This is a genomic window from Chitinophaga hostae (genome assembly GCF_018224885.1).
Lineage (GTDB): Bacteria > Bacteroidota > Bacteroidia > Chitinophagales > Chitinophagaceae > Chitinophaga > Chitinophaga hostae.
Genome location: NZ_JAGTXB010000015.1, coordinates 25,333 through 48,214 on the forward strand (window position 1 = coordinate 25,333; position 22,882 = coordinate 48,214).

12 protein-coding genes are annotated in these 22,882 nt (G+C 43.9%); 4 read left to right on the plus strand and 8 right to left on the minus strand.

Annotated elements, in window-relative coordinates; genetic code table 11:
- Positions 1 to 6: 6 nt before the first annotated feature.
- The 3 genes from KE626_RS24485 to KE626_RS24495 form a co-directional block, all read right to left on the minus strand.
- On the minus strand, positions 7 to 1,167 hold the full coding sequence (locus tag KE626_RS24485) for a FecR family protein (RefSeq protein ID WP_211975648.1): 1,161 nt from the start codon (positions 1,165 to 1,167) through the stop codon (positions 7 to 9).
- Positions 1,168 to 1,287: 120 nt separating this feature from the next.
- On the minus strand, positions 1,288 to 1,893 hold the full coding sequence (locus KE626_RS24490; RefSeq protein WP_211975649.1) for an RNA polymerase sigma factor: 606 nt from the start codon (positions 1,891 to 1,893) through the stop codon (positions 1,288 to 1,290).
- A gap of 271 nt (positions 1,894 to 2,164) precedes the next feature.
- The gene (locus KE626_RS24495; RefSeq protein WP_211975650.1) at positions 2,165 to 5,470 is read right to left on the minus strand and encodes a right-handed parallel beta-helix repeat-containing protein; all 3,306 of its coding nucleotides are present in this window, start codon (positions 5,468 to 5,470) and stop codon (positions 2,165 to 2,167) included.
- Between the two features lie 774 nt (positions 5,471 to 6,244).
- On the opposite strand from KE626_RS24495, the gene KE626_RS24500 reads away from it, so the two are divergent.
- The 3 genes from KE626_RS24500 to KE626_RS24510 all read left to right on the plus strand — a co-directional run bounded on the left by KE626_RS24500 (position 6,245) and on the right by KE626_RS24510 (position 11,218).
- On the plus strand, positions 6,245 to 8,632 hold the full coding sequence (locus tag KE626_RS24500; RefSeq protein ID WP_211975651.1) for an ABC transporter permease: 2,388 nt from the start codon (positions 6,245 to 6,247) through the stop codon (positions 8,630 to 8,632).
- A 485-nt stretch (positions 8,633 to 9,117) separates the two neighbouring features.
- Positions 9,118 to 10,788, plus strand: a complete 1,671-nt coding sequence (locus KE626_RS24505; RefSeq protein WP_211975652.1) for a DUF8189 domain-containing protein — start codon at positions 9,118 to 9,120, stop codon at positions 10,786 to 10,788.
- Positions 10,789 to 10,915: 127 nt separating this feature from the next.
- Positions 10,916 to 11,218, plus strand: a complete 303-nt coding sequence (locus tag KE626_RS24510) for a protease inhibitor I42 family protein (RefSeq protein ID WP_211975653.1) — start codon at positions 10,916 to 10,918, stop codon at positions 11,216 to 11,218.
- Between the two features lie 214 nt (positions 11,219 to 11,432).
- On the opposite strand, the gene KE626_RS24515 is transcribed toward KE626_RS24510, so the two are convergent.
- The 5 genes from KE626_RS24515 to KE626_RS24535 form a co-directional block, all read right to left on the minus strand.
- Positions 11,433 to 12,002 carry a DinB family protein gene (locus KE626_RS24515; protein ID WP_211975654.1) on the minus strand — a complete coding sequence of 190 codons (570 nt, stop codon included), beginning with the start codon at positions 12,000 to 12,002 and terminating at the stop codon, positions 11,433 to 11,435.
- Positions 12,003 to 12,073: 71 nt separating this feature from the next.
- Positions 12,074 to 14,908: a glycoside hydrolase family 2 TIM barrel-domain containing protein gene (locus KE626_RS24520; protein ID WP_249207671.1), complete on the minus strand. Its 2,835-nt coding sequence runs from the start codon at positions 14,906 to 14,908 to the stop codon at positions 12,074 to 12,076.
- Between the two features lie 164 nt (positions 14,909 to 15,072).
- A complete protein-coding gene (locus tag KE626_RS24525) occupies positions 15,073 to 17,310 on the minus strand; it encodes a glycosyl hydrolase family 95 catalytic domain-containing protein (RefSeq protein WP_211975656.1) in 2,238 nt (745 codons plus the stop codon).
- Between the two features lie 389 nt (positions 17,311 to 17,699).
- On the minus strand, positions 17,700 to 20,018 hold the full coding sequence (locus tag KE626_RS24530; protein ID WP_211975657.1) for a GH92 family glycosyl hydrolase: 2,319 nt from the start codon (positions 20,016 to 20,018) through the stop codon (positions 17,700 to 17,702).
- 628 nt (positions 20,019 to 20,646) lie between these two features.
- On the minus strand, positions 20,647 to 21,246 hold the full coding sequence (locus KE626_RS24535; protein WP_211975658.1) for an RNA polymerase sigma-70 factor: 600 nt from the start codon (positions 21,244 to 21,246) through the stop codon (positions 20,647 to 20,649).
- 307 nt (positions 21,247 to 21,553) lie between these two features.
- Here KE626_RS24535 and KE626_RS24540 point away from each other — a divergent pair, with 307 nt between their 5' ends.
- The gene (locus KE626_RS24540; RefSeq protein ID WP_211975659.1) at positions 21,554 to 22,738 is read left to right on the plus strand and encodes a FecR family protein; all 1,185 of its coding nucleotides are present in this window, start codon (positions 21,554 to 21,556) and stop codon (positions 22,736 to 22,738) included.
- Positions 22,739 to 22,882 lie beyond the last annotated feature (144 nt).

A 22,882-nucleotide genomic window follows, 5' to 3' on the forward strand; every position in this document is an offset into this window, starting at 1 on the left:
GTTGTATTACAGAGCGCGTCCTTCTACAGATGTTACCAGTAATTTCCTTCCGTTCAATTCAAATTTTACGTCTGTGCCTTCCAGCACCTTTAATATGGCTGGTAAAGGCTCTTTCCGGCTGAGTGTTCCCATAAACTTCCTCGCCGGCATCTTTCCCCTAAACTCCACTTCCACATCATACCACCTGGCGATCTGGCTGGTAATGGTTTTTATATCGGCATTATCAAAGCGGAATAATCCCTTCCTCCAGGCGGTAACAATGTCGGTATCTACCTGTTCAACTTTAAAGGATGTTGCCCCGGAATGCAGACTGGCCTGTTTGCCCGGCGCCAGTTTAATACCTTCCGATTGGTTGTTCACTTTTACAGCTCCGCTGACAAGGGTGGCACGGAACTCATTATCTTCAGCATAGGCGGATACGTTGAAACTGGTTCCCAGCACGGTGACCTGAATATCATTCACCCTCACCCGGAACGGTTTGGATGGCTGCTCAGCTACCTCAAAATAAGCTTCTCCGGTTAGGATCACTTCTCTGTCCCTGCCCGGAAAGCTGGTTGGATAATACAGCGAAGAAGCTGCATTCAGCCACACTTTAGTGCCATCAGACAGTACAATACTAAACTGGCCACCCTTCGGGGTGATCAGGGTATGATAAGACGGGATATCGCTTCTTTCCGTCAGCAGGTAAGATAGCCTGGAGCTATCCTTACGGACTATCGCATCTTTTCCTCCAAGGCCGTTTAATGCGGTACTATCATCCAGGACTACCTGTTTTCCTCCCGGCAGCAGGAGAACAGCCTTGTTGCTTACCGCCCTGTTATCTGTCAACGCCACAACGGGCGCTATGGGTTGCCGGATTTTCTCTTTCCACATGAATAATCCTGTACCCAACAGCAACAACACCGCCGCCGCTGCACTCCAATAACGCAGCCTGTATTTCCTTACGGCCCGCTTGTCAATCTCGTCCAGTCGCCCTTCCAGCTTGCCGGCAAATATTTCCAGGTCAGGTAAAGCGACGGCATTATCTTTTCCTATAACATCCAGCGCCAGGTTTAATTGCGCTGAATCTCCCTGCTCCAGCCATTCCCAGAGGGCAGCCCATTCCGAATCGGACAGTATTCCTTCCTTATATTTCCGAAGCAGGATTATTGTTTCATGTAGCTCCATGCCCTTCCAGTAACAGTTAAAGAATCATTAGCATCATCCCGGTATTCTCCGGGAGAATTTCTTCCTTCATTTAATAAACCAATAATAAGACTGCCGGCAACCCAAAAAGGATACCAGCATTTAAAAAAAATATTCAGGGAATGGCAATACCATTAATAGCATAATAAGCGACCAGCTGGTGTGGGATTTCAGGTAGGATTTGATGAAATGAATAGACTCATAAAGATGCTTTTTTACCGCCGCCCGGGATAAATCTGTGGCTACGGCAATTTCGTCCAACGACATTCCTTTCTGCGTACTCATCAGGAATATCTCCCGCTTCCTGGGTGTAAGTATGGCGATGGCTTGCTGGCTTAGCTCATAATATTGTTTAAACACCACCTGCTTCTCCACTACCTCATCTTCTATATGAACATTCAACGATGCATGTGCAGCCATTTTCCGGCGGCGTTCCATTTGTTTATTGATATCGTACAGGCGATTCTTGGCCATCCGGAAAATGTAGTTCTCAAAAGAAAGAATTCCCTCCAGGGTTTTTCTTCTTTCCCAAATTTTCAGAAAACAATCCTGAACGATCTCTTCTGCGTCCGTTTGGTCGCCGCAGAAAAATTCAACAAAGCGATATAACCGGGAAAAATAATGACGATACAATATGGTAAATGCAAGCCTGTTGCCAGCCGCTACGTCTCTCAGGACTTCCTTCTCATTTTCCAGTGTATGGACCATATAAAGCTAAATTGTCCCCCGTATAAATTTATTCTGAAATAGCGAAACCCTTATTTCACTAAAGGTCTGTATATTATATGATTCCGATTAATTTTAAATTCACATTAAGCAATATTATATTACCAATTCTTCGGAAAATTATCCTTGAAACGACATTATCCTTTGCCTGGTGCGGGGTTCAGTTCTTTTCTTTGCCGGGGCTTTTTATCTTCATATACAAAAGATGCCCGGCTGAAAAGGAAAAACCTGCGCTGGTCGCAGGTTTCAAAATCTATGGGTTCATATGCATCACTTTCCAGGTTTTGACTCCGTTATTTAATTTCAGCTGGATGATATAAATACCAGCAGGCAGGTTCGGAGTTTCCCATGTAACAATCTGCAGACCGGGTACTATCATCTTATCCAGCAAACATGTAATCATCTTTCCGTTTGCATCGAAAACGTTGAGTTGCACTTTGCTTTGACTCTTCAGTTCAAAGGAAATGATAGCATAACTGGAAAATGGATTAGGGAAGATACCACGAAGGGTAAAGTCACCTGATTCCCCAATATGGTTGTTTCCAACAGCTTTTAATTCATCTTCAGCATCGTCCTCCTTCCCTTCCTTATGATGATATTCATCCATAGGCTTCAACAGGTCTATAATCTTTTGGGCTGCCTGAATCAGCGCATTCCTGTCGGCGGGTGTAAGATGCGCCTTATGCTTAACGTTCCGGGTTACAATGATAAATGCATCCAGCAGCGCGATAGCAGATCTTATTTTCCCTCTGACTTCCTGTTTCATCGAGGTTTCCAGGAGGCCGTTCAGCAACCTGCCTTCCTGTGGTGTAAGCTTACCGCTCTTTACCAACGCGGTAACCTGATCCATTAACTGTTTATAGAGCACCGCAATATCAGTTGGCTGCGTTACCTGGATAGATACGCTGCTTTGGTGTACCCCAGCACTGATATTGTCGGCAGTAACGTCTGTTGTATTGGTAATGGTACCTGGCTGAGTAGCGATGCCTGTGATAGTCAGCGTGGCCTGCAGGCCATTGTTGAGCGTACCGGCGGTCCATTTACCGGCGGTATTCTCATAGGTACCAACAGAGGGGGCAGCGCTGCTGAAAGTTATACCGGAGGGCAGTAAATCGGTTACTACCACGCCGGTGGCATTTGCCGGACCGTTGTTGGTTAGTGTGATGGTAAACACCACCTGATCATTAACGGAGTATTGTGTTTTATCTGCCTGTTTAACTAATACCAGGTTAGCAGCAGGAAGAGTATTTATTGGCAAACAAGCACTGAACTGGCTGGTGTTATTATTGGAATCGGTGGCAGTAGCAGTAATAATGCTGCCTGCAGGCAATGTTCTACCTGTTAAGACAGCAGTAAAAGCCGCCTTTCCCGTTGCGTCGGTAACCACCTCAAACGAGTCGATAAAAGTTTTTCCTTCTCCAAACCCTGTAGGATTACAGATATCATTAGCGAAAAATTCGAGCTTGAAACTGGCATTGGGCGTACTATTCAGGGTACCTTGTATCTGGGCATTTCCGCCCACATTGCCGGCTGCTGTTAGTACCGGGAAGTTCTGGTGGTTATTGGCGCCATTGCTACCCAGATCTATTCCCAATCCCAGATCATTGAAGATGGAGTTGGCAGTAATTTTGCTTCCTGTTCCGGTTCCGCCAAATACGATACCTTCTCCGTTGGCAGATATAGTATTCCCCTCTATACTGGCGGTAGCAGCATCATTCACTTGTATACCAATGCCGTTGCCGGAAATAACACTACCCGCAATATGTGCAATGGAAACGCCGTCTACTAACACACCCGGTCCGCCATTATTGGTGATAGTATCGTTAAGTATGCTTTTCCCGGTAAAGAAACTGGTCACTTCAACACCGGCGAGTGTATTTCTATCAAATAAATCCCGCTCTATGAAAGCGCGGACAGTTAACAGGTTTTTACCATCGCTGATCCAACGGACACCCGCACCGCCATTGATAGCGAACCTGTTGTCGGTAGAAGTTAACGTTGCAATACCATTAACATCTGTAAACAGGTCAATACGGTCGCCATCCTTTCCATTATTTACAGCTGATGAACCCACAATGGCATAACTGAATTGTGTTCCGGCTTTTAGTATCACCTTTCCTTTTCGACCTTCTGCGCCATTAGCGATATATGTATCCGCATTCACATTCAGTGCTATCTGCGCACCGCTGCTGACATCAACCACATAGTTAAAGGCAGCGCCGGCGTTACCATTATACAAGCCATTACTGAAATTTTTATTACCTGCAGCATGAAAGACAAAGTTGGCTCCCACCTGCCCCAGTCGCAGGGTATCGCCGGCAACGAGCCAGTCGATCTTTCCGGTGAGCGACTCTACCACATCCATTGCGGTTCCGTTGCCGTTGTGAAAATTTTCCTGGTACATGATCTGAACGGTCTGGCCTTCCCCAAACCGCAACTTACTGCCTATTGTCATGTTGCCTTCAAAACTATTCTTACGTATATTATAGCTTCCATCGCCCTTTGTGAACAGGTCAATGCCTACTCCTGCAATATCTGTGATAAAGTTACCTTCAATGGTAATTGGCTTTGCACTGGCGGCGATGCCAATAGCGAATTTGGCCCCTGTTTTATTCTCTCCGATAAAGTTACCTAAGATCTTAATCCCTTCGGTTATGCTGCCGGTCACGGTAACGCCATTGGTAGTGCTGTCGCCGGCCATTTTATTTCCCTGGCCCGCGCCCAATCCTCCAATAGCATTATTGGGAGCATTAGTAAGGATTACAGCATCCTTCTTATTAGGCAATGCCTTTTCGCCCGTTATGTCCAGGCCAATAAGATTACCCGTAACGAGATTATTGAACGCCCCATTGGTACCAAACTGCGTGTTAGGGTCAAGTCCGTTCAGATTAATACCATAGCCCATATTACCAGAAATGATATTTCTGAACAGGCCGGTACCACCTATCATATTACCGGGCGTATTGTCAATGAATATGCCATCGCCCCCGTTGCCCTTGGCAACGGTTCCTGTACTGTCTGTGCCAATGTAATTGCTCTGGATAATGTGGCTGCCCTCTCCCGGAGGAGGAGTACCGGAGATAAAAATACCGTGAGAGGAAAAATTATTGATGATAAAAAAAGAAATCTGACAGGTGCCACCCAGCAGCCGCAGGCCTATGGCTCCGGCTCCCGCATTGGTACCATCGAGTTCAATTCGGCGTCCATCACCGTTAATAGCGGTGATAGCCACGGAACCCAATATGGGAGGTAATGGCCCCAATCCGGTTTTACCTATCTGAATCACAATGCTTCCGGTGCCCGGAGCATTAGGTATATCAAACCTTATCAAGTTCTGACCCAGGTTGCGATTACCATTCTGATTTTCTACAGCGGCGCGAAAAGTACACTGATCACCGGGAGTATTGGGGTCTACATCACAACGGCCATCGTCGCCAATATTGCCGGCATTAGGATCACTTTCATCTCCCGTCATGTTCACGGTAAAGGTTTTGGTTTGTGCCAACGCAAAACCCGGTATCAGCGAAAGGGGGAGCAGAAAAACTACCGCAACTCCCATAAAGGCGTTAAGGTAAGCTAGCCATGTGCTGCGAGGTAGAGGTGAATTCATCATGATGTTCTTTAGGGTACAAAGAATTCTTTCCGGGCCAAAGCGAGCTTGTGTCCCGGCAATTATAGCTATTTCCCCGTGGAGGCGCACAATGCGCTATCTATTCCATTGGAGCAGGTATTGAGTGTGTCTGATGATGTTAATATGAAGTTAGTGGCGGACCAGGAGAAAGGAAAACCATTTGGTTGAGTTCATCCATGCTTTGATGGATATGGACACAAAGTTTACGAAAAAAAACCGAGAAATAAAAATAAAAAATGATACACCGGGAAGGCATATACGAAAAATGGAAACCATCGCTCAGATAATATATAAGCTTGCTCTAATTGATACTATTTCAAAATATTAAAATAGACCAGGGGCTTTATAATGCTGCCTTTCCGAAGCGAACGGGGTTCTATCACCTGAAAGCATGCTGAATCTTACTAAAATATTGAAAGAAGGCATATGATATAAATAGTAACCTTTTACATTCATTTACAATCTCTAAAAATTGCTCATGTCTGGCGATTAAAATCGAACAAATGTGTCCGTATCCGCACATTATACTTGTAAAGATGGTCATCACAAAGATCCAAACATGGCCACCACAGCACACTACATGATATCCGGACAAATGGTATGGTAGTTGCCACCCACAAACTTAAATGCTTACGATGACTTTAAACCAGCTCATATAGCGCCGTCACACAATAGTTTAAAAGTACTTTTAAAATTAACCTTATGTTCTCGAACTACCTGAAGATCGCTCTCCGTGTTCTTTGGCGCAACAAAATATATGTAGTCCTCAACATTGCAGGCCTGGGCTTTGCCATTGCCTGTTGTATACTGTCTTATCTCAACTACAATTACAGAGAGCGCTTCGACCAGAACCACCCTCATACCGAACATATTTACCGGCTAAACAGTACCCGTGTGGTGGATGGAAATAAACAGTCCTGGGCGGTAGTACCCTTACCATTGGCGCAAGCGATGGAGAAAGAAACAGCCGGAGCTGACCGGATTGCCCGGCTTAGCAGCGCTGCCGTTGTTGTAAAAATCGGGCAACATACTTTCGATGAACATATTCATTATGCTGACAAGACCCTATTTGATTTTTTTAACTTCCCACTAAAATACGGCAATCTGTCTGGCTTTAACCAATCAAACCAGGTAGTCATCAGCGAAACTTTTGCAGACAAATACTTTCCAAAACAAATACCCCTGGGCCAGCCTCTGACACTCATCGGATCAGAGGGTAAACCTAAGATTTATACGGTTGGTGCTGTAGCTCAGCAAATTCCGGCCAATTCAAGCATTCAGTTCGATCTCATTACGTCTTTTGAAAATGGACTTGTTCAGGGACGAACAGCACCCGATGACTGGGCGAACCCGAGCCTCATTACCACATTTGTTGAATTAAAAAATGTCAACGCTTCGCGCTTTGTAACAACCAACCTGAATCGCTACGTAGCACTTCATAATCGTAATCAAACCGAATGGCCAATAGAAGGCTTTACCCTACAGCCTTTTTCTGCATTGGCCGCCAGCTCCGATATTGACATGCCGGGATATGTGCATGGCAGCCAGTTGACAGCCAATCCCCGTGGCGTACTTGTTATCGTACCAGCCATTATGTCTGTGTTTATTTTACTGATTACCTGCTTTAATTTTACCAATATTTCAATCGCTTTTGCCAGTAGCCGGTTAAAGGAGATCGGTATCCGAAAGGTAATCGGAGGTTTTAAGCGCCAGTTAATCTGGCAATTCCTGACCGAGAATATTGTACTTTGTCTATTAGCGGCTGCATTAGCGTTGTTGTTTGTCCACTTACTGCTACCCACGGTCAATCAACTTACCGGCATCGACCTTTCACCTGACTATAGCAGGGATTATGTTTTTTGGCTATTCCTGCTATTCATTCCTGCTGTCAGTGCTATCTTTTCCGGCCTGTATCCGGCTGTATATGTAAGTTCTTTTCAGCCATTGCTGATTCTTAAAGGCAAAACTGCCCTTGGTGCATCCAACCGTTTTACGCGGCTCCTGCTGATGTCACAATTTAGCTTGTCGTGCTTCGCACTGGTAGTGGGGATTGTAATGTCCCAGAACGCATCATTTCAACAAAAAGTTGATTTTGGCTATTCCATCAATGAAGTGGCGATTGTAGAAATCAGCCATCCCCGGGATTACGATGTTTTTAGCCAGGCCGTTCAACAAAATCCGGAAATCAAAAGTATAGCAGGATGTGTCCAACAAATTGGCAATGGAAGTTATACCCAAATCGCCAAAACCGAAAACAGCGAAATACAAACACAGGTCGCACAGGTAGGCGGCGAAGGTTACCTCAATAGTATGGGGATCCGCTTAGTACAGGGACGTCATTTTTACAATACCGGAGCCGATGCAGATGCGTCGATCTTAGTCAATCAAACTTTTCTGCAACGATTGCAGATAAAACAACCACTTGGCCGGCAAATCACCCTGGATAGCGCACACTACACCATTGTTGGCGTAGTGAATGACTACAAAGAATATGGCCTGCATGGCCTTGTTCCTCCTTGTGTGTTACGTATGGCTAAGCCCGGTGAGTATAAGTTTATGGTTGTTCGCACAGATAAAGATAAATTGCCGCAAGTAACGAGGTACTTGCAGTCTACCTGGCAGCAACTGGTACCTAACATTCCATACCGGGGCTATTTACAATCGGATTTAATTGAAAAGGAAATCCGTATGACACAAGCATTCAAATCGATTGCGTTCTTCCTGGCTGTTATTACCTTGCTTTTATCAGCATCTGGTTTATTTGCACAAATTTCTTTGAATATAGACAAGCGGAGCAAAGAAATCGGCATTCGCAAAGTACTCGGTGCATCAATACTGCAAATCATTGCCCTTGTTAACCGGGAGTTCATACGCATTCTCCTGATTGCTTTTGTGGCAGGTTCAATTTTGGGCTACTTGTTTACCAGCAAATTTATTTTCCAGGTTATTTATCAATATCATCCTGTTGCCGGACCAACACCATACATCGGTACATTTCTGATTGTGTTACTTTGCTGCAGTGCAATCATTGGAACGAGAGTGTTCCGGGCAGCAAGGGCAAATCCAGTTGATAGATTACGTTCGGAATAATAAGAGAACAACTCCACCTGAGCTAACGAAATGAAATCAAATCATTCATCAGCTTTTGCGCTGAATAATTGTTAAAAGATTAACAAAGATCGTATAGCAAATTATATTGCTATTATAAATTCCAAAAATATTCCCGATAACCCGCCACTATTAAGCATCTAATTATTTTTTTAGCTGCAAACGATTGTTATAAAAGTATTTTTTTTTCGTTTCAACTTACTTCATACCTTCGGGTTCGTTATGAAAAAATGATGTATTTACTGTCGTGTATTCTCTATCGAAAGGCATTATTATTTCACCCCAAAACTTCTGTTACAATTAATCGCTAGCCTGGTTAAGTTATTCTAGGATCAATACTATAATTGACACCCCAATTCCCTCATGTATCACCGTTGCTATGTGACAACATAACATCGGCTGACTTACTAATCCATTTTATTCCAAACAGCATACTTTCTATTACTCACTTACAAAATGACCATTTTATGTCGAACCTAAAAATTGCAGACCTCGTTGCTGATCTCAACAAAAGCCCTAACCGATGGCAGGCAAGAGAAACAGCCGTTTCCCAACTGCCCGAAGATCAACAAAAAGCCCTGTTAGGCGTTATCGTTAACACCGCAGAACTTGCGTCCGTAATGAAACCTACAGCAGGCGCAGCACCGGTAGCCAGTTATGCCCCCGCAGTGGACTGGCGTAACCACAATGGTAACCACATTACACCCGTAAAGGATCAGGGCGGATGTGGTTCCTGCGTTTCCTTCTGCACCACTTCTGTTACAGAAGCAATGGCCTCTATTGAACATGGCCAGCTATTGGACCTCTCTGAAGCAGACCTGCATTTTTGCTCCAACCATGGCGCCAATTGCGGCGGTTGGTGGCCTACCGACGCTTTTAGCCAGATAAAAACGCGTGGTATCCCCGATGAAGCCTGCTTCCCTTATGCTACCGCTTTCCCCGACAACAACATCTGGAAACAACCGCCTCATTGTGTTGTAGGCCCTAACAGGGATGCCCGTGCGGTAAAAATTACCAATTCTACTACGATTGCAAACGTGGTGGAACGTAAAAACTATCTTTCCGCCAATGGGCCCTGCTCCGCAGTGATGCATGTTTATGAAGATTTCTTTTCCTATGCCGACGGCGTATATACCCATGTAAGCGGCGTAGACAAAGGATTACACTGCGTTACCGTTATTGGCTATTCTGAAGCAGAACATTGCTGGATCTGCAAAAACTCCTGGGGCCCGGGATGGGGTAAAAGCGGGTTCTTTAAAATTGGTTACGGACAGGCTGGAATAGATACAGAATTTCCATTCTGGACAGCCAGCGGTGTAGTCATTCCCGCTCCTGCTCATGGATGGCATGGTTATGAAAACCTGGGCGGCCTGATCACTTCCAGACCTAATGCCGTTTCCTGGGCAGCAAACAGGATCGATGTAGTGGTACGGGGCCTGGATTCCGCAGTATATCACAAATGGTGGAATGGTTCCACCTGGCAAGGCTGGGAATCCCTGGGAGGACAAATACAGGGCGCTCCTGCTATCTGTTCCTGGGCTAATGGCCGGCTGGACATATTTGCGTTAGGACTCAATCATCACCTGTGGCACAGATACTACCAGGGAGGATGGAGCCAATGGGAAGACCTGGGAGGAACACTTTCTTCCGAGCCAACCTGTGTAAGTTGGGGTCCTAACAGAATTGACATATTTGCAAGGGGTATGAACTCCTCCATGTGGCATCTATGGTATGATGGCGCCTGGCATGGCTGGGAAGACCTCGGAGGTGTAATTACTTCTGCGCCGGCAGTATCCTCGTGGGCATCCGGCAGATTAGATTGTTTTGCCCGTGGCCAGGACAATAAACTATGGCACAAATGGTTTGACAAAGGCTGGAGTGGCTGGGAAAACCTGCAGTCAAATATGTTTGATAGCCCTGGCGCCGTTTCATGGGGACCTAACAGGATAGATGTATTCTTCCCCGGACAGAATTACAACATGATGCACAAATGGTGGGATGGTAAAGCATGGAGCGGAGATGAAAATCTCGGCGGCATACTATGCTCAGCGGTAGGTGTATCATCATGGCAGGCCGGCAGGCTTGATTGCTTTGTGGAAGGCACAGATTCTGCCATGTACCATAAATGGTATGTGTAAGCCATAAATTACGGGTTACGGATTACGGATTACCCATCGGCTCCTGCATGGAGGCGATAGCGTGAAGCTGCCCAAAAAGCGCTTCTCTTCTGTAATCCGTAATTCGTAACTTTGTAAAAACTGATATATGGAAATCATACCGAAAGAATTAAAAGCAGGAGGCGATCTTCCTATTATTTTACCAGGTTTAGGTACTGCAGGTTTTCAGTGGTTCTTTAAAGTCGAAAATGAAAATTGCGTCGAAGTAAAACCATATGATTATACTGTAGATTCAATGCGACGCGACGCCGGAACGAGCAATGATGAAGTATTTATGATCACCGGAATTTCACCGGGCCATACAACTGTTACATTTGAACAAAGAAGGGTGTGGGAAACGAACGGTCAGGCCATCAATACAAAAGTATTTGATGTCACCGTTCTTGAATAAAGACACTTTTATACAAATACATATCCTGTAACGAAACAACACTTACATTAAGTGTTGTGTATTGTCTCGCATCGACCGCTTTAATACAACCGGACTAAGATATCTACAAACAGCCGTTCTGTATCTGTAATCGCTAACTGCCCCGCCAAAAAATCCCTGCTGATTGCTAACATAAAATCTCATACCACTAACCCAAAAGATGACTTCGTAACCGCTATTTTTCAGCCGTCGTTGGGGGTGGAACAATGCCGCACATGCGCAGGTATAACGCCATCTGGCCATAGTGTTCGTTAGCGTGTGTGAGCGCATAGAAGATCAGGTCCAGCCTTGGCAACTTGCGCCACCTAAATTCAATCATATCCATCGCATTGCGATCATTAACGGAAGCAATGGCCTTGCGGCCAATGGCAAATGAGCTTTTAAGGTAAGCGATCACCTCCTTTTTGGTAGTGATGCTTTTCGGGCCATTGACATCTTCAATATCAGCACGGATAGAGTCACCTGTAACCGCGCTCCAGATCAGGATATTATCTGTCGCCAAATGCATGATCTGCCCCGCAAAACTACGGACGCCGTTAAAATCACTACCGGTAATATGGAGGTCCTGCGGGGCAAAATGATATTGCTGCTCGGGCATCGCTTCTGCGGAAGAAAGGATATCACCTTCCACTTTATTAAATAGTCTCTCCACTGCAGCGCTCATCGATAATTGAGCGCTGGCGAGATAGGGAAAGATAAGGCAGGCAATAACCAGTATATACGGAAAGTATCTTGATGGCAGCATAAAAACGGGTTTTGTTTTATAAGATAAACAAATAAATTCATTGCCGGCAGAAGATACCTTTTATTGTTTTTTTAATTACACAATTGCTGTATCCGAGCCAGCTCAATGCTATGCACTGGTTTGAACTGTGTTCCACTCATATATTTCTCCAGGCTGTAACGTAGTTGGCGGGCTTCCGGGCGTTTGTCCTGATCAGTAAGAAGGTCTATTGCCGAAACAACAAGCTTGCCTTTTCCCACGCGGCATTCAAAGATTAAACCAAGGGAACGGGCAGTTACCCAATCATCAATAATCCTTACAATAGGATCCAAATCCCCCGTCAGGGCTTTCAAATTAATTGCACTGGAATGGCTCATGGCATCCCACCATTGCCAATTGCTATGATATTGAGTGGGAAAATCCGCTAGTGCAGGATGCTTTGGGTTACATAAAATGCCTAAGGTGGTAGGAGGCTGCTTGCCTGTCCATGCGGTATTCCAGAATATGGAGGAAAAACCCGTCCTGATATCCCCACCCATTCCGGGTTTAACGGACCCGTTTTTTAATGTCAGCAAAACACTTCCGCCCTGGTCCAACCTTTTAATGGCATCAGCATCCAGTGCCCGGGTCAATAGCACGTCACCGGGTATTTCCGGCAGCACTTTCGGGTAAACGAATATATCCCAGGTATTTGTATGGTTTCCTGTTTTTGCCTTCAAAACAAGATGCTGCGCTTTTTTTACGGCCCCGAGACTTTGCCTGATCGTTCCCAGCTTAATACCATTTCCTATTTCAATGGTTTCTTTTTTAAAGCTGCCACTAAACAACGGCGCACCATTTTCAGACTCAATATCCCAGGTAATTAAAGCGTCTTTTATCGGAGCGTTGCTAAAATTGGCTATTTCTAATGGAACAACCAATTCTTCATCGTTTGTGTAAATCATTTTTGGCAACCTGGCCAAAACTACTATTGGCGCGCAGAACTGGCTAAACCCGGCTCCGGTTATATAAGGTTTTGGCTCCCAGAATGGATCTAAAACACCTACAAGCGCTGTTCCCTGGCCAGGGAAATCACTTAAGCCCAGTAACTGAAAACCACCGAACCCGGGAGTACGCAGTGCCGCTTCAATATCAGCTTTATAACAAAGCACCTGCAGCTTTCCGGAAGCCATGAAGAAACTGTCGGCCAACAACATCAAACCATTTTCCTGTAACTTGTCTCTGAAGATGTCAAAGTTTTTCGGCTTTAATATGCCATCATATTTTTTTATTTCCCTGAAATTGGGATATACACACCACTGGCCAATTTCATGACTAACCACCGGTCTTTTCCACTTTGAGATAATACTCGTCCAATCATAGTCTGTTTTGGGCGCCTCCTTGTTTATAATACTTGATAAACCCTGACCCCATCCCTGAATTCTTGGGTCAGGAGTGTTGTGGTAATCACTGGCATCATTAATTGGCCAGCCCGCGGCGGTGGTATAAACTCTTCTTGCATCTTTTGCTTTCCAGTAGTTAACAAAGTTAACCAGGTATTCGGTCTGGTTCTTTCCGCCGGGTTCATTTCCATAGGTCATCATTACAAAAGAAGGATGATTTCCGTAGGCTTTTACCATTCTCTCACTTTCCTCGTAAACATATTTATCCAATGGAAAGCCATCACCAATTACAGCAGTGTTGTCGTTAGAGCCACTCGCCCACGCAGAACATTCAACCTGTAAAAATATACCCAGTCTGTCTGCCGCAGTAAATGCCGCTTCCGGAGGGCACCAGGAATGAAACCTGATATGATTCACTCCATAAGCTTTTATAGTTTTAAAATGCTTGATCCAGGTATCTACATCAGTGGGAGGATACCCTGTTTTGGGGAAAGACGCACAATCTAATGTGCCGCGTAAAAACGTAATGGTATCGTTTACGGCGAACTGTGTACCTTTAGCTTTAAAGTCACGCATCCCGAAAGAGATATTTTGATGATCCATATTACCAGGTTCTTTCTCTTTCAGGGTTATCTCCATTTTATATAAGTCCGGATGAAATTCATTCCATAACAGTGGATTGCTCCCCATAGGATAAGTAACCGCTATGGTTTTTTCTTCTTCAGCAAGCGTTATTTCCTGCGTCAAACGCCCTGGTTTCATAACACCTGGTTTATCGGAGATAGCTGCCAGCTCTAATGAAATTACTTTCTGAATACCTGATGTGTTTTTAACCCAGATCTTTGCCAGTACCTGTTTGTTTTTAACATCAGGATAAAGCTGTACATCAGCAATGAAGACTTTTGACCTGGCCCTGAGACTCAATTCTCCCACCATTCCGTTCCAGTTGGTTTGGGTATGATCAGATACACTATGTGCATCATTACCCATCCTTATGTTTTTTATCCTGTTGTCAACCCTGATGGTTAAACGGTGTACACCCGGTTGTAATCTGCTTCCTATCTCAAATAACTGCGCTGTTCCAAGACTGTTGTCCATTCCTATTTCCACCTCATCTACCCATACTGTAGTTTCCCAATGGCTTCTTTCGATAAATAACTGTATATGTTTGTTGTTCCAGGAGCTGGGGACATTAATTGTTTTTTGATACCAGGCGGCGCCCTTGTAATATTTTTCTGGCTGCAGCCAGAAGGGGACTTTTATATTTCCGGGTTGCCTGTATTTGGCATATTCATCATTTGTAAACCAGGATTTGTCAACAATGTTACCGGTCCAGGGTGTGTTTACCGTCACTTCGTCGCCCTTTCCATTCGTAGTCATTGATCCCGGGAGTTGTATACGGTCTTTTAACTTATGATTGAACCATTGGTCGGCAACCCCTTTGTCGAGCGAATCTATCTGAAAATCCCAACTACCTGAAAGGTCAATCTGTTGGCCATTTTTCTGCTGTGCGGCCGCTGCGGAAATTAAGGAGGATACTAACAAAATCGTCAGCATTAATTGTAGGAAAGTTTTCATGTGTGGTTGAGACGAATATTTTAACGTTAATTTGTCAGCATGCCCTGGCACTGGCTTTTCCCAAAGTTAATTTTATAACGCTTTGTTTTGATGGATTATCTGCTGAAAAAAATGGATAATATAGCCACATGCTATTCAGGCACTATCCGGATTATTTCATTTACTTTAGTAGCAATTGTAAACCGTTCGCCGTAGATTATTTCAGCTGATTTCCCCTTCCTTAATAATTTTACCCTTTTATTACCCCAAGGATTTAACATTGTCAAAGGCCGTCCCTTCTCACTAATAATTTCTACATCGGTTATAATCCCTGTTTTTCTTTTTGCTGAAATCAAAAATGCACCATAGGCTCTCAGCCTGTTAAACGAGGCATCAATGCCTGCTGGCAGTGAGGGGAATAACCGAACAGTATTTCCTACACTCATACACATCATTTCATCAACAGCATTTGCTACAACACACGCGTTTTCTATTCCATGTACATTATTCTTAATAAATCCATTGGGATATGTGTTGGCAATAAAATCATGTAATTTGTTGTAGATCGTATCTGCACAATACCCAATCCTGATGGCAGCCATGAAGAAACTACTACTGGTATTCATATCTCTCCATCGTTTCATTTCTCCAATTGTATTCCTGGCTACGGATAGCAAGGCCGTGTCGCTATCCAACGTAATAGCATTGGCGGGATAGATATGTTGAATACCTAATCCGTTGTCGGGATACCAATCCAGCCCTTTTTCTGTATATCGAAATACTTCTTTGCCGTTCCTCGTTTGCAACGGGAATGGGCTAATGTGGCTCAGTATGTTGTTCCATTTCTCCACTTCGCTTTTATTGAGGTGTGCATCACGGCTGATGTCAATTGCCAGGTTAAAAACATATCGTACCAACCCTAACGACAATATTGGATTAAGGTTATGACCGGAACCCTCATGTATAGCGTCATCGTGGATAACATACCTGCCATCTTCAAATTTCAAATAATCCTCCCAAAACCTGGTTACCGATAACACATAAGGGAAAATTTTCCTCGCATAACTGGTATCATAGGTACTATACCAATATTGCCCCAGGTTAAGCAGTGCATAGGCAGCATTAGATCGTTGTTGCCAAAACATACCACCTTTTTCAATGCCTTCGGGATGGAGGTGGGTATAAAATGTATCTACCTGCCTGGTTATCTCGATACCCATGGGGCCAATGCCTACAGGATATAGTACACCTCCCGTATGAGTTACATTCTCTGCATACCATTTGCCTCTTGGCATAAAAGCAAGAATAGGAGCGTCATAGGGCAATGCCTGCTCCAGGCGGTTGGCGCCGTATAAGGCATAAAAGGGCGCTTCGAAATTGTAGTTCAGGTGGTAATCATTATTCCAGAAAGGGCTGTCGTGGGAAATCCATCCAAAAATACCGGGAGGAAAATTCAAGTCCCTGCTGCAGGCCCCCATTGTATACAGGCCCTGGTAATAACTCTTCATTATTGCCGGATCATCCAAACGCACATTCGATTTCTGCCAGTATTGCCTCCACCATGCATTATGCGATTGAAGAAAAGAGGACATATTCTTTGGAGTTATGGTTCCCACCCTATTTTTAACATATGCGAGCGCTTCCTTCTGCTTAAAATTACTTTCCACAGCAAGAGCCAGGAGTAAAGGTTTCCCTTTTTTTATAAGCGTTTTCGAAGGCATATCATAATTCATCGCTTTTACGGCAACGGCTGCTGACGCTGGAATATCTACACTATCTGCAAATGAACGTGTTTGCCAAACTATACTATTCTGCTCCCCTTTCGAAAGCCTGGCCATTTCATTCCCGGGTGCAGAAAGATTCACCGAAATTTCAGCATCATTTTTCAGCGCATCCACCTGTATAAAGATCAGGTTTTGTGTGGCGCAAACCCATGAGGTAACCGAAATATTCCCGCCGATCAGGGTCCTCGTTTGACCATTCCAGATATCCTGGCTGGCCGAAAAGCCGATATCGCCTGCATTCCGTGCATCTCCATTCTTTGATTGCTTCTCCTCACTATGAAGACTAATATCAAAGTACGCCACCAATCTGCTTCCTGCTATGCCAAATTCCTTTTCTCCATAGCCATATCTGGAGACCCATCTGCCAAAATCATTTTTTGAAATATAGAAACGTAGATTATCCTGTTGATAACCGAAGGTGGTCAACACATCTCCATTTCCCATCAATGGCGCGTCTGTTGAAAAGCGTGCAGGAATATTCTTTGGCGCCTTCGTCCAGGTATTCTTATATGGCGGAGTATAGATACTTTGGGAAAATACCTGTAAAGGAAAAAGAAAAGTAACAAATAACACTCGAAGCTTTCTTAGCATTAATACCTGGTTCATCTGTTCGATTTTAAACAACAATAAATATAAGAAGGGATGTGAGCGTATCGCCAGTATCAAGCGTAACTATTGCCATAAAGAGTAGTAAGGCATAACGTAGCGAAAGGATAAAACGACGCGAATATAAAAAAAATCAATTAGTATATTAACGGTAAATAAATCATTTTTTCCACGCAACCAGATTTATTGGAAGATCAAAAGCGCTTCAGAAGTAATCATCAGCAAATCATTTGTTCGGAAGAATTCTCCTTTTCTGTTGCCGCAAAACCAATAGATATTGGCAACGGCATACTGGTTCAAAATCCGGATTATCAACAGCATGCCGGCAAATCTTGTCCTATTTTTAGCATTTAGATAAACTCAGTTTTTCTAACCGGGCCGGGTCTATGCTAATCATTGGCGTTCCTCGTCTCTGCGGTACCCCAATTTATATTTGGCTCCTCTCCCATTTCAAGCACCAGTTTTCCACCACGAACAATATCCTTAAAGCGAATTTTCGCCTGCATTAGCGGTTTCCCGTTGAGCGTGGCCGACTGGATATAAATATTCTTCTTTGAATTGTTATGGGCTTCTATTTTAAATTCTTTGCCGCTGTAATAATCATGATTGAAATGAAGGGTAGCTTCTTCAAACAGCGGGCTGCTGATGTCCATTACAGGGTCAACAGCACAACCTCCGTCCATTTCAAAAAGTCCCATTGCACTCATTACAAACCATGCCCCCATTTGGCCTTCATCTTCATCTCCCTCCCAGGCGGCGTACGGTGTAGAGCCATAGAAAATATCCAGGATGGATCTTGACCATTTTTGTGTTAACCATGGCTTTCCGGAATAATTAAATAAAAATGCCGCCTGCATATTTATTTCGTTCCCCTGGTTAATATAAAATTCAGCCCGCTCACCGGTGGTTCTATCCAGTGCGTGTGCAGCAAATTTGTATGCAACTGATTTTTCAAACCCGTTGTCCAGGCGTTTATTAAAAAGATCTTTGCCCATTAATTTAACCAGTCCGTCAACATCGTGAGGCACATAAAACGAATACTCCCATCCGTTGCCCTCCACAAATGAATTGTTGGAGAACTCGTCATAGTCAGGCATCCATTGCCCGGCTGCATTTTTGGGAACAACAAATTTCAGTTGCGGATGGAATACATTTTTGTAATTGCGTGAGCGGTTGGTAAAATAGCGATAGTCATCTTTTTTACCCAGGGCATTTGCCAATTGCGCCAGGCAATAATCATCAAAGGAATAATCCAGGGCTTTATTGGTTTTACCCCGTTCATAGGGAACATAACCAAATTTCATATAGTCGTTTAGTTGTGGATTACCAGCCCAGCCACCGGCAACCGCCTTTCCTTCATGTGTCATCATATATCTTGCTGCCTCGTAAAGTTTTAAACCAACGTCTTTTCTTTTGATGATTCCCTTTTGAAATGCAGCCACCATCAGCGCTATCTCATGCGAGCCTTCCATGATACCGGAGTATTCTATCCCTGCAGGGCCTTTGCATGTCCAGCCGGTGTGCTCATACATTTCCAGTTGGGTGCCCGCCCAATTTTCCATAACATCAGGAGCAATAAGGCTTAAAACAGCATTGGAGTTCCAGTAAGTATTCCAGAATGCGTCGCCTCCGTAGATGTTTTTGCAGTATTTTACTGATTGAATATTTTCGGCTGCGTCCACATACTTCCCGTTTACATCATTCCAGGTTTGCTTCGCTGCGAATACACGATACAAATTGGTATAGAACTTCTTTTTATCTTCCTCTGTTCCACCTTTTACCGCTATGGTTGAAAGTAATTTATTCCAGGTATCCCGTGCATTTTTCTGCACCGCTTCCAGGTTCCAACCAAACGGCTCCATTTCTGTTTTCAGGTTCAGCCGGGCCTGTTCAATACTAACAAGTGAAACGCCTGAGCGTACATAAATTTCCTCGCCCTTTTTCGTAGTATAGGAAACAAAGGCGCCAATATGTCCTTTACCGGTTACATCGTTACTATTCCGTTTCAGTTTATCATCGATCCAGGTATTCATGCTTTGGAAAGGCTTGCTAAACTGCAATACAAAGCATAATTTATAATCATTAAATCCGCCCGTGGCAGATATTGCATACCCTTCTATCTCTGTATCCGATACCTTTGTGATCCTTGCATCCTTAATAGTAAAATCATATTCTGCCGGGAATAGTAAATCAATCAATATCCTGGATTCCTTCTTCTCCGGAAAAGTATATCGTTGTAATCCGCACCTGGTTGTTACGGCCATATCCGCCTGCACCTCGTGGTCGTATAAATAAACGAAATAGCTGCCAGGAGACGCTTTCTCGGTCTCCTTTAAAATCCGCGAATGATATCCCGCATTTGCACCTTTATATGGGGCATCGGTGGATGAGTTGGTAAAAACCAAATCCGCCGTTGCCGGCATAATACGCAGCCCGGCCATTGTCCAGGCGTGCAGATGACTAAAACCGTCTACGCTGTTGATGGCATATTCGTATCCGGCCATCCAGTTGTATCCCTGATTTGAACCCTGGTTGTCGGGGCCTAACTGTATCATTCCAAATGGCATGGTGGCATAAGGACCCAGCATCCACCGCGAATTAGAGGTGCCCATAAACGGATCTACATAATCCACTGGTTCTTTAATTGCCTGCGAAAATGAAATACCGGAAAAAAGAAACGCGATAATCAGGAATAGAATTCTCTTCACATGAAGTAATTTAATGACGATACATCGAAAACGACACGATAGCTGTCCTTTAATATCAGCGGGTCGCTTTCACACAGATTTTATATCCTTCCCCCGGTAGCTTTGCACTTATTACTCAACCAACAGGTGAAAAATATTCATCAGCATAGCGATGCCAGTAGGAATTGTAAGATATTCCTCCAACATCTGATTAATAATATTGCTGAGCGTATGAATAATGGAAAGATTACCGGTAGATATTCATATCTATCGCACCTCTGCAAACAGGACTTTCGCCAACATCAATTCCTGTTTGCATGTGTTAACCTTCCATTTTTTTTATAAAAATGCTCAGCTAATATGTTCAAACATATGATTATTTATCAAGAATAGCAACTTTTTCACAGTTCATCAATGATGAACAAGGGTGCGGGATGTATAAATATCAGAAATAACAAACCATTGCCCAAATGCAGTATTGAAGCATAAATTATCGCTAATCAATTGTTTTAGTGAGATGTCACATCCTGCTCGTTCATTCAAAAACACCAGGCAATATCATGTTCATACATATCAAATATAGTCATATATGATATGTTTTTACAGGCTGGTCACCCAAAAGCAACACGCGAGGGTTTCTAAAATAAAATCATTGGGAAAGAAAAATGTAAGGAATCAGGATAAATAATGTTGAATGATGATACCTCAAGGCTCTTTTAATAAGCCGTAATGCGTATTGAACCTGCTTTTTCACGGTCTCTTCAGATATAGCCAGTCTTTGCGCTATTTCCTTATGGGTCAGATGCTCATGGCGACTCATCTGATAAACTTCCTGCATTCTCGGGGGCATCTTTTCAATAGCATGCCTGATGGCCAGTTGCAGTTCTTTCAGTTGTAGTTGTATCTCTGCTGTAGCGGATATGGCATTTATCTCAACATCGGCAATGGTGCTCAGATAATCCCGGCGGGTGATATGCTTCTCTATATAATGAATGGCTTTATAACGCACGCTGGTTTGAAGATAGCCAGCCAGTGAACTTTCAATTTGCAATTCTCTTCTCCTGTTCCATAAAGAAAGAAAAACCTCCTGAACCACGTCTTCTGCTTCGTCTTTACCACGTAAGGCCTTCGCTGCAGTAACAAACAATCCCTGCCAATAGCGGCGATAGAGCAGACTAAATGCCTCCTCATTATCATTGCTCATCATTTTAAGAAGCGTATCGTCAGTATAAAGCGTAACTATTGCCATAAAGAGTGGTAAGGCATAACGTGGCGAAAGAATGAAACGACGCGAATATAAAAAAAATTAATTAACCTGTTAACGGTAAAATAAATCATTTTTTTTTGCAGTTGGATTTACCGGAAAGTTAAAACCACCAGCCTCTACGCCTCCCCGCGCATATCCTTCCTTTCAAATATCAATCATTTGCAGGCACATGCATGTTACAACTTGTTTAATCTTCTTTTGAAAAAACAGTCAGAAAAAAAATTATTACCTCTTATACCCCCCGTGCTTTTATCAGCGGACAATAATAAAGCTATTAAATCACCTGAAAATGGATATAGGACAGGTAAAGGCCCTTTTGGAAAAATATCGTACCGGTAAAAGTTCCCCTGAAGAGAAGGAAATAGTGGAACAATGGTATGCCCTTCTTGTGAACACAGGTGAATGGGAATGGAGTGATGGAGAAAAGGAACAGCTGGAACAGGCCATGGAAGCAAAACTGCTTCAGCAGATCAGGACAACTGATGGACTGCAGCGCCGTAGCACCTTCTTCCAAAAAACAGCCGGATGGTGGGCTGCCGCCACCATTATATGCGTGCTAACAGCGGGCGCCCGTTTCCTCTTTTTCAACACAGCAAATAAACATCATACATCAGCTTTACCATCGCCCCGTTTTAAGAATGATATTCTCCCTGCGAAACAACAGGTAATGCTTACCCTCTCCGACGGTACTCAAAAAGCATTAGATGATGTTTCGAACGGCACGGTATCACTGCCGGGAATGCCAAAGGCAGTGAAAAAAGACAGCTCCATAACATATGCTTCCGCTGATAGAACGTCCGGCGGGGAAGTAGTCTACAATACAATTGCCACTGGAAAAGGAAGAACATTTCGTTTGCAATTATCCGACGGAAGCGACGTGTGGCTGGATGCACTTTCGTCCATCCGCTTTCCGACTTCATTCCCGGGCACAGCGCGAATAGTGGAAACTACCGGCCAGGTATACTTCGAAGTGGCCCACAACGCGCAGCAGTGTTTCAAGGTCAAAAGCGGTAAGCAGGTAGTAGAAGTGCTGGGCACACATTTCAATATTAACTCCTTCAACGGGGACGTTATTCAAACCACCTTACTCGAAGGCAGTTTGAGAGTACAGGCGTCCGCCAACGTTTTAAGCGGGAATAATACCGGGAATTCAATTGTAATTAAACCGGGACAGCAAGCCACATTCAGCTCACAAAACCCCAAGCTCACAACACAGGAACTGCAAAACATGGACGAGGTGATGGCCTGGAAAGAAGGCCGTTTCCGATTTGACGGCAGCAGTATTGAAAATATCACAGCACAGCTATCAAGATGGTATAACATAGACGTAATATATAAAGACAAAATAACAGAAACATTTGTGGCGGATATAACGAGAGATCTGCCTATCTCAAAAGTGCTGGAGCTTCTTGAAATGACCAAACAAGTCAAGTTCGTAATCAACGGAAATAAAGTAACAGTGACAAAATGGTAATCACAGTCTGAAAAAAAATGCCAGAAGTGTTGGAACCACCTCTGGCAGGTTTAATTAAATAAAACGCTTAACCGAATTTATTAACCAAACAGCACAAAAGTATGCAATTCACTGCCATTTCGAGCAGAGCAAAACATTTTTTGC

Bases quoted from the DNA above. Each gene is read 5' to 3' on its own strand.
- KE626_RS24485 (WP_211975648.1), bottom strand. From the start codon at position 1,167: ATGGAGCTACATGAAACAATAATCCTGCTTCGGAAATATAAGGAAGGA.
- KE626_RS24490 (WP_211975649.1), bottom strand. From the start codon at position 1,893: ATGGTCCATACACTGGAAAATGAGAAGGAAGTCCTGAGAGACGTAGCG.
- KE626_RS24495 (WP_211975650.1), bottom strand. From the start codon at position 5,470: ATGGGAGTTGCGGTAGTTTTTCTGCTCCCCCTTTCGCTGATACCGGGT.
- KE626_RS24500 (WP_211975651.1), top strand. From the start codon at position 6,245: ATGTTCTCGAACTACCTGAAGATCGCTCTCCGTGTTCTTTGGCGCAAC.
- KE626_RS24505 (WP_211975652.1), top strand. From the start codon at position 9,118: ATGTCGAACCTAAAAATTGCAGACCTCGTTGCTGATCTCAACAAAAGC.
- KE626_RS24510 (WP_211975653.1), top strand. From the start codon at position 10,916: ATGGAAATCATACCGAAAGAATTAAAAGCAGGAGGCGATCTTCCTATT.
- KE626_RS24515 (WP_211975654.1), bottom strand. From the start codon at position 12,002: ATGCTGCCATCAAGATACTTTCCGTATATACTGGTTATTGCCTGCCTT.
- KE626_RS24525 (WP_211975656.1), bottom strand. From the start codon at position 17,310: ATGAACCAGGTATTAATGCTAAGAAAGCTTCGAGTGTTATTTGTTACT.
- KE626_RS24535 (WP_211975658.1), bottom strand. From the start codon at position 21,246: ATGGCAATAGTTACGCTTTATACTGACGATACGCTTCTTAAAATGATG.
- KE626_RS24540 (WP_211975659.1), top strand. From the start codon at position 21,554: ATGGATATAGGACAGGTAAAGGCCCTTTTGGAAAAATATCGTACCGGT.